General features: G+C 72.3%; 7 protein-coding genes and 1 pseudogene. 7 read left to right on the top strand and 1 reads right to left on the bottom strand.

Annotated features, from left to right (window positions below; genetic code table 11):
• Positions 1-98 precede the first annotated feature (98 nt).
• The 7 genes from ACWF94_RS25765 (at position 99) to ACWF94_RS25735 (ending at position 8,088) form a co-directional block, all read left to right on the top strand.
• The gene (locus tag ACWF94_RS25765) at positions 99-698 is read left to right on the top strand and encodes a hypothetical protein (protein WP_453493022.1); all 600 of its coding nucleotides are present in this window, start codon (positions 99-101) and stop codon (positions 696-698) included.
• Positions 699-742: 44 nt separating this feature from the next.
• Entirely contained in the window at positions 743-1,903 is a 1,161-nt protein-coding gene (locus tag ACWF94_RS25760; RefSeq protein WP_453493019.1) for a hypothetical protein, read from the top strand.
• 105 nt (positions 1,904-2,008) lie between these two features.
• Positions 2,009-2,923, top strand: coding sequence for a phage distal tail protein (locus ACWF94_RS25755; RefSeq protein ID WP_453493016.1), 915 nt, complete (start codon positions 2,009-2,011; stop codon positions 2,921-2,923).
• Between the two features lie 134 nt (positions 2,924-3,057).
• Positions 3,058-4,104 (top strand): hypothetical protein, encoded by a 1,047-nt coding sequence (locus ACWF94_RS25750; RefSeq protein WP_453493013.1) that lies wholly within the window; start codon positions 3,058-3,060, stop codon positions 4,102-4,104.
• Positions 4,105-4,110: 6 nt separating this feature from the next.
• On the top strand, positions 4,111-5,193 hold the full coding sequence (locus tag ACWF94_RS25745) for a hypothetical protein (protein WP_453493009.1): 1,083 nt from the start codon (positions 4,111-4,113) through the stop codon (positions 5,191-5,193).
• Positions 5,193-5,417, top strand: coding sequence for a hypothetical protein (locus ACWF94_RS25740; RefSeq protein WP_453493006.1), 225 nt, complete (start codon positions 5,193-5,195; stop codon positions 5,415-5,417). Before ACWF94_RS25745 ends, ACWF94_RS25740 begins: the two co-directional genes overlap by 1 nt.
• Positions 5,418-6,099: 682 nt before the next feature.
• Positions 6,100-8,088 carry an ABC transporter ATP-binding protein gene (locus ACWF94_RS25735; protein WP_453493025.1) on the top strand — a complete coding sequence of 663 codons (1,989 nt, stop codon included), beginning with the start codon at positions 6,100-6,102 and terminating at the stop codon, positions 8,086-8,088.
• On the opposite strand, the pseudogene ACWF94_RS25730 reads toward ACWF94_RS25735, so the two are convergent.
• Positions 8,050-8,385 (bottom strand): annotated as a pseudogene (locus ACWF94_RS25730) (hypothetical protein); the annotation flags it as partial. The gene ACWF94_RS25735 and the pseudogene ACWF94_RS25730 sit on opposite strands and share 39 nt — an antisense overlap.

Below are 8,385 nucleotides of genomic sequence, written 5' to 3'. Positions count from 1 at the left end.
CCCATGGGCCGCGCGCGGCTCCGGAAGGGCCGAGCGCGGCCGAGCTGGCCAGATTCTTCGGGTGACGGTGACGAGACCGCGGGAGGGAGCGAGGGGACATGGCCGACGACGGCTGGCTCGTACGCGAGTTGAAGCAGCAGCAGGAGGCGATCAAGGGCTGGAACCGTGAGATCAACGCCCTCAAGACCGAGGTCACCGGTGTCACGACGGCGCTCAAGGGCATCGAGGGCTCCGTGACGGCGGCCAAGGCCGAGTTCACGGGCGCGTCCGCCGGCTTCAAGATCTTCAACGCCGAGAAGACCCTGTTCGACCTGGAGACGATAAGGGAGAACCGAAGGCTGACGGCCGGGCGGATGCACCCCGAGGATCTCAAACAGGAGATCGCCGACGTCCGGCGGAATCTGGGGCAGCGCATCACCCTGCTGCGCAGGACCCTGACCCGTACGGTGCTGCGCGCCAGCCAGGACCGCACCGCTGCCGCCGCCATCCGGACCGCCGCCAACGACGCGCTGGCCACCGCCCGCCGCGCCGACACCAAGGCCACCCGCGCCCTGGGGCGGCAGGGGGCCGGGGCCGCCGCCGCGGGCAGGCCCGGCCCGGGGCAGCGCCCCGTGGACGTACGGAACATCCGGGAGGCCGAGCGGGCGATCCGGACCCTTGAAGGACGTATCAACAGGCTTGTGACAGCCCTCACATAGCGGCACGGACCCGCGTACCGCGGCACAGGAAGGTCAAGGTCACCATGTCACTGGTACAGGCACTGAACCGATCCGCCTCGGGCTTCCGCGGCCTGCGCACCGGCACCGGTCAGGCCGAGACCGGCGTGACCAGGTTCCGTACCGCCGTCCAGAACGCCGACCGCGCCGTCACCCGCGTCAAGTCCGGTCTCGACCGCACCGGCACGGGCCTGCGGGGCGTCAAAACGCAGGCCGACGCCGCCGCCCGCAGCGTGCAGAAGGCCGACCGGGCCATGGCCGGGGCCGGGCGGTCGGCCACCCGCGGCGGCGGGCTGATGGGGCGGATGAAGTCCGGGCTGCAAGGCGTCACCACGGCCCAGAAGGGCCTCAACTCCGCCATGAAGGCCAACATCTTCGGCGCGATCATGGCCCTGCTGCTGCCGCTGATCACCAAGTTGATCGACATGGCGATGCAGTCCAAGACGGTGCAGCGCATCGTACGGACCGCGTTCCGGATCATCGGCCAGGTCATCGGCACCACCATGCGGGTGGCGAAACAGATCGTCCAGACGACCTGGAATGCGATCAAGGTCGCGTTCCAGGTGGTCCTGAAGGTCATCTGGACGGTCATCAAGACCTACTTCAACATCTACAAGGCCATCATCACGACCGTGCTCAAGGCGATCATGGCCGTGGTCCGTCCGGTGCTGAACTTCTTCCGCGAGAAGATCCCCGCCGCCTTCCAGGCCGTCAAGAACGGTCTGCACCGCGCGTGGAGCGGGCTGGCCAACTTCACCAAGGGCGTGTTCAACAGCGTGCTGAGCGCCGTACGCGGCCCCATCAACGCGGTCATCGGGCTGGTCAACAAGGCGATCGGCGCGCTGAACAAGGTGAAGGTGTCGATTCCCGACTGGGTGCCGGGCATCGGCGGCAAGACCTTCGGCGTCAATCTGCCCACGATCCCCACCCTGGCCCAGGGCGGCATCGTCCTGCCCCGCGCGGGCGGCACCCTCGCACTGCTCGGCGAGGGCGGGCAGTCCGAGGCGGTGCTGCCGCTGAGCAAGCTGGACGCCCTGCTGGCCCGGCAGTCCCGGCTCGCCCCGGCCGGGGCCGCGGCCGGCGGACCCGGCGGCGGATTCGTCATCCAGAACTACCACGAGGCACCCGGCGGCAGCGCCCGCCAGACCGCCGAGGACCTGATGTTCCTGATGAAGGCGAGAGGCTGACCCACCCGGTGCAGGCGAGAGGTCGATGGTCCTGATGAAGGCGAGAGGCTGATGTTCCCAGTGGAGGCGAGAGGCTGATGTTCCCGATGACAGCGGGAGGCTGAGATGGCCACCCCCACCGCTCCCGCCGCCGAGTCCGGGTCGCTGATCGAGACCGATGGACAGCTCCAGTGGGGCGCTCTGCTGATGGGCCCCGGCACGCCCTTCTGGGTCGCCGCCGAGGGGCTCACCGGCTGGGAGGAGCTGCCCGGTCTGGAGTCCGGCGACATCAACCGGCCCACCGGGCACGGCGGCTGGCCCGGCGCGCAGTGGGCCCAGCCGCGCACCGTCACCGCACAGATCTGGCTCGCCCCCGACCGGGCCGCGGGCCCATCGGCGATGCTCGCCGCGCTGCGCGCGCTGCGGGCCGCGACCGCCGTCCGAGACGACGAGGAGTGGCTCGCGGTCCGGCTGTACGGGGAGACCCTGGCCGTACGGGCCCGGGTGGTGCAGCGGGTCGTGCCCACCGACCGTCAGTTTCTCGCCAGTGGCCTCGCCAAGGCGACGCTCCAGTGGAAGGCCGCCGACCCGCGCCGCTACGAGGCGGCGCAGCGCCGCGAGACCGTATCGCTGCCCAGTCCGGAGCCGGGTCTGACCTGGCCGCTGAGCTGGCCGCTGGCCTGGGGCGCCCCCGCGTCCACCGGCGATCTCCAGGCCGCGAACACCGGCAGCGCACCCGCCCATCCGCTGATCACCTTCACCGGGCCGTGCGCGGACCCCCGGCTGGCCAACCGCACCAGCGGTGTCTGGCTGGAGTACGCCATCACCCTCGGCCCGGACGACCGGCTCACCGTCGATACCGCCGAAGGCACCGTGATCTTCAACGGCACGGCGTCCCGCCGGCACACCGCGGCCGTCGGCAGCGCTCCCGAGGAGCTGTTCACCCTCGCGCCCGGTGTCTCCCAGCTCTCGTTCCGGGCCCGGGACGGCGACTCCGGCGCGGCCCTGGCCACCGTCAGCTGGCGCTCCGCCGACTGGTGAGGGCCGCACCTTGCCGCCGAGGCCGCGCCTTCCCGCCGAGGGCCGCACCTTCCGCCGGTCGCAGCCGGTGAAGACCGCCCCGCCCCGTTCGCGCCCCGCCCGCCCCGTACGCGATCCCGATCCAGGAGCCCGACATGACCACTCGTTCCGCATGGCATCTGCCCAGCGGGCAGACCCGGGAGGACACCCGGCTGGCCGTGAGCCTCGGCATGGCCGCGGCCGGCCCGCTCACCACCCGCCCCGGCTGCGCGTACGGCGGACTCCAGCTCACCGGCACGGCCGCCGCGAGCATGCAGGCCCGGCTCTCCCCCGGCCGGCTCTGGGTGGCGGGCACCTCCGCCCCCGCCCAGGGCGGCTATCCGGTGACCGTCGACGCCGACACCCTGCTCACCTTCACCGACGGGCATGCCACCCTGCCCCGGATCGACGCGCTCGTGGTCCGGGTGATCGACTCGGACTACGACGGATCAGGCCGTTACGAAGCCGTCCTGGACCTCATCCCGGGCACACCCGCCGCCGTGCCGCTGCCCCCGGGGGTGCCCGCGAACGCGGAGCCGCTGTACGAGATCGCCGTCCCCGCCGGGGCGTCGGCCGCGCGGGGCATCACCTGGGCCAACGCCATCACCGACCGGCGCCGCTACACGGCCGCGCTCGGCGGCATCCTCCCGGCGGGCGGCGGCCAGGGCGGCGGACCGCTGATGGTGGGCCAGTACCGCGATCTGAACGGACGGCTCCAGCGCTGGAACGGCACCCAGTGGATGCCCTTCATCCCCGACGCCATCCTGCGGCACCACACCGACGGCGGCCACACCACCTCCGCAGCCTATATAGAGGTGCTGGAGGGCACGACCGGGCCGCTCGTGGCCACCTTCACCGCGCCGCCGTCCGGCTGGGTGCACATCAGCATCGGCGCCCTCGCCTCCGTGGACTCCACCGCCGTGCGCCATGCCTTCCTCTCCTGCACCGTCCGGCAGGGAACCGCGATGGTCACCAACGGCGGCTCCCGGGACACCCGCTCGGCGCAGTACGGCGGCACCGGCCGGGCCTCCGTCTCCACCCAGTTCGCGCAGGCCGTCACCCCCGGCCTCGTCCACACCGCGACCCTCACCTATCGAAGCCAGGACGCGGCGGCCACCGCGCACTTCGACAACCGTTTCGTTCGCGTCGACCCGGTGGCGTGAGCGGCGGTGGACAGCCTCTACCGCGCGGTCTTCGCCGATCTGCGCAGCGACAGCGCCATCGACGTACTCCCGCTCCAGGGCATCGAGTACGACGACTACCTCGGCAAGCCCGGCTCCCTCAGCGCCACGCTGCCGATCCCCGACCGGCGGATGGCCGAGCGGGTCCACCAGCTCGTGGAGGGCCGTACCGCCGTCTATCTCGAACGGGACGGCCATGTCTGCTGGGGCGGCATCCTGTGGACGCTGACCCCCGCGATGGACGAGCAGGGCCGGGTCACGGTGGCGCTCCAGGCCGCCACCTTCGACTCGTACGCGGGACGCCGCCGTATCCGCCGCGATCTGGTCTTCACCAACACCGACGAACTGGCGATCGTCCGCGCCCTCTGGGACTACATGCAGGGAACACCCGGCGGTGACATCCGTGTCGGCCACGCCCAGGACCGGCCGGGGGCCGAGCGCACCGTGACGTACCGGGACGGGGACGAGACCCTCGTGGAGGAGGCGATCAACGAACTGGCCGGTATCGAACCGGGCTTCGAGTATCTGGTCTCCGTCCACCGCGACCCGGCGACCGGCCTCCGGGTGAAGCGGCTCCTCTTCGGCTCCCCGCGCATCCGGATCGGCGAGGGCACCACCGTGCTCGATCTGCCGGGCGACATCCTGTCCTACTCCTTCCCCCGGGACGCCACCCGCGGCGGCACCACCGCACGGGCCCGGGGCGGCACACCCGGCAGCGCGTCCCGGCCCGTGATCTCCGACGAACAGGTCGCGCAGGACCTCATCGACGGCGGCTACCCCCGGCTGGACACCACGTCCGACCACAGCAGCATCAACGACAAGCCCGTTCTGAACGCCATCGCCCGCGCCGATCTCGCCGCGCTGCGCGGGCCCGTCGTCATTCCCTCGGTCCGTATCCGGCTGTCGGCGGCGACCACGCCCTCGCTGCTCGGCACGACGGTGCGGCTGCGGATCAGGGACGTGTGGTTCAGCGAGGGGCTCGACGCCGCCTACCGTGTCATCGGGATTCGTGTCGCTCCGCCGGAGCGGGGGCGTGCGGAGACCGCCGACCTCTATCTGGAGGCTCTCTGATGGCCAATCTGCCCGAGGACATCCTCGACCGCATCAAGAACCTGGAGCGCCAGGTGCAGCGCCTCACCACCTATATCCACACCCGCCAGCCGGCTGCGCTGCCGGCACCCCTCGCCTCCCCCGAGGCCGGTGAGCCCGCGCCCGCACAGCCGGAGCCTGCTCCGTCCCAGTCCGATCGGCCCGGCCCGGTCCCGCCCGGGGAAGGGGCCCCGCCCCAGGGTTAGGGCGCGGGGCGCGTGGGCCTTGTCCCCCGGGCGCGCTCGGCGCCCGGGGGCCCCCATCACGCTGGGATGGCCCCCCGGCCAAAGGCTGGAGTCCGCCACCTCAAGGGTCCGTCCTCAAACGCCGGACGGGCTGGGTTTGCCGGACCCGCCCACCCGGAGGGGCACCCACGCCTCAAACGCCGGACGGGCTGGGTTGCCCCCGGACGGGCCGGGTTTGCCGGACCCGGGGACAAGTGATCGTCCCGGTTCCGGTGGTGACAGCGCTCTCTGCTCGTAGTGTTCACGTCTCGCGGCGGCGAAGGAGCGCGAGGGGGCGCGGGAAGGGCGACCCGAGTGCCGCAGGCCGACCGCATCCGCCGGGCCCCCGGCCGTGACAGAGCGGTGATCGACGGCGTTGGCCGGGTGCCCGGGCAGGCACACCGAGACGGGGGCTCGTATGACACAGCGCGCCAGGACCACAGCGGGCGAAGGCACCGTGAGCGAAGGCACGGCGGGGGCAGACGAAGGCGGCGGGGTCGCCGGGAGCGCCACGGAGCAGGACCCCCCGACCACCGGGCCGGCGGACCCCGGCGAACCCGAGGAGGTCTCGGACTCCGAGCGGCTCCTCTTCGGCGGGCCGCTGCGCCACGAGGGCGGCTGGAACGCACACAGCGGCTCGTTCCTCGAACTGAACCTCCGCTCCATGATCGCGCGGATGCCGCGGCTGATCGCGTACACGATCCGCCTCGCCCACCGTGCCGACCCCCGCGCCCTGCGTCAGGTCGCGGGCGCCGAGTTGGGCAGTGGTGTGGCCCAGGCCGTCGGGCTGGTGGCGGTCAATCAGGTGCTGGTGCACATTCTGGGCACGGGCGGGACCAGTGAACGGCTGCGCGGCGCCGTGCCCGCGTTCGTCGCCGTGGCGCTCACCGCGCTGATCGGGGCGCTGCTGCGGTCGGCGTCCACCGCCGGGACGGGCCAACTGGAGCCCAAGGTGTACCGGGTGGCCACCGAGGAGTATCTGGGGCGGGTGGCGCGCGTCGAGCTGGCGGCGGTCGAGGACGAGGAGTTCCACAAGCTGCTGGAGTCGGCCCAGTACGGGGCCGACTCCGCCCGCCAGATGATCAGATTCTGCACCTCCGTGATCACCGCTGGGATCTCGCTGATCGCGGCGGCCGGGGTGCTGACAGTGCTGCACCCCGTACTGCTGCCGCTGCTGGTCCTGATGACCCTGCCCAGCGCCTGGAGCGCGCTGACCATCGCCCGCCGCCGGTACGTCTCCTTCCACACCTGGCTCCAGCACGCCCGCGCGGGCCAGCTCCTCAGCCGGCTGCTCATCGACGCCCAGGCAGCGCCCGAGGTGCGGGTCCACAACATCGGACCGTTCCTGCTGCGGCACTTCCGGACGATGGCCGAGACCGGCGAACGGGAGCAGACCAGGCTGGCCCGCCTCGCGGCCCGTACCGGACTGGTCGCCTCCGGCTGGACGGGGCTCGCGACGGGCGCCGCGTACGGGACGCTCGGTCTGCTGCTGTGGGCGGGCGCGATGAATCTCGCGGTCGCCGGTACCGCCGTCATCGCCATCCGCACCGGGTCGGCGAGTCTCGAAGGGCTGGTGCTCCAGCTCAACTATCTCTACGAGGAGAGTCTGTTCGTCTCCGACCTCGACCGGCTCTGCAAGGAAGCGGACCGCAGGCTGATCCCCACCTCGGGCAGTCCGCTCCCCCGGGACGTCGCGGCGATCCGCTTCGAGAACGTCAGCTTCACCTACCCCGGGGTCTCCCGGGAACCCGCGCTCGACGGCGTCGACGTCACCATCCGCACCGGCCGGATCGTGGCGCTCGTCGGCAACAACGGCAGCGGCAAGTCCACCCTGGCCAAACTGCTCTGCGGGCTGTACCTGCCCGATTCCGGCCGCATCCTGTGGGACGGCATGGACGCCGCCGAGGCGGACCGGTTGGAACTGTTCGACCGGGTGGCCGTCGTGGCCCAGGACTTCTACCGCTGGCCTTTCACCGCCCGTACCAATGTGGCCATCGGCCGCCCCGAGGCCCCGGACGACGAGGCACGGCTGGACACGGCCGCCGAGTACGCCGGTGCCGATGAGACGGTCGCCGCGCTGCCGAACGGCTGGGACACCCTGCTCGCCCGTGGCTACAAGGGCGGCCATCAGATCTCGGGCGGCCAGTGGCAGCGCCTCGGCATCGCCCGCGCCCGCCATCGCGACGCCCGCGTCCTCGTGGTGGACGAGCCCACCAGCGCCCTGGACGCCGAGGCGGAGCAGCGGGTGTTCGAGCAGATCAGAAGGCTCGCGGCGGAGGGCCAGACCGTCATCCTGATCACGCACCGGCTGCACAGCGTGCGGCACGCGGATGAGATCTACGTACTGGATCGCGGCCGGGTCATCGAGCACGGGTCGTTCGACGACCTGATGCGCCCGGGGCCGGACAGCGACGGCACCCCGGCGGCCGGCCGGGGGCCGGGGTCGTTCCGGCGGATGTATCTCGTCCAGTCGCGCCAGTATCAGTACGAGGAGGTCCCGCAGCGCGAGGACGGCCAGCGCGAGGACGCCCCGCCGCACGACGACACCATGCCGTACGAGGAGGTCCCGCTGCCCGCGCAGGGTGACGGGAGTGACGCGGTTGACCGGGCCGTGTCAGCCCCTCCCGCTGATGCCCCCGGTGCCGCCGGATGAGCCGGTGTCACCGGGCGGCGGGGCCTGGGTCACGGCCACCGCCGCCTTGAGATCCGCCCAGAACCCGGGCCCGACGCCGACCCGGAAGCCCAGCCGGTACACCGTGGTCCTCGTCCGGCCGCGCACCAGCAGCCGGACCTCTGCCGGGCCCGGATGTGCCCGCAGGATCTCCTTGAGCTGCTGGACGGACCGGGGAGTGACCCAGGCTTCCGGGATGGCGAGGCGTACGACGGCGTCGGGGCCGGCGGACGAGATGTCGGGGACCTGGAGTTCCATGGCGACGAGGCGGGGGATGTC

Source organism: Streptomyces sp. NPDC055078 (genome assembly GCF_053607985.1).
This window is presented reverse-complemented; position numbering and strand designations above follow the sequence as displayed.

Coding starts and splice junctions, on each gene's coding strand:
- ACWF94_RS25735 (WP_453493025.1), top strand. CDS start 6,100: ATGATCGCGCGGATGCCGCGGCTGATCGCGTACACGATCCGCCTCGCC.
- ACWF94_RS25750 (WP_453493013.1), top strand. CDS start 3,058: ATGACCACTCGTTCCGCATGGCATCTGCCCAGCGGGCAGACCCGGGAG.
- ACWF94_RS25765 (WP_453493022.1), top strand. CDS start 99: ATGGCCGACGACGGCTGGCTCGTACGCGAGTTGAAGCAGCAGCAGGAG.
- ACWF94_RS25740 (WP_453493006.1), top strand. CDS start 5,193: ATGGCCAATCTGCCCGAGGACATCCTCGACCGCATCAAGAACCTGGAG.
- ACWF94_RS25760 (WP_453493019.1), top strand. CDS start 743: ATGTCACTGGTACAGGCACTGAACCGATCCGCCTCGGGCTTCCGCGGC.
- ACWF94_RS25755 (WP_453493016.1), top strand. CDS start 2,009: ATGGCCACCCCCACCGCTCCCGCCGCCGAGTCCGGGTCGCTGATCGAG.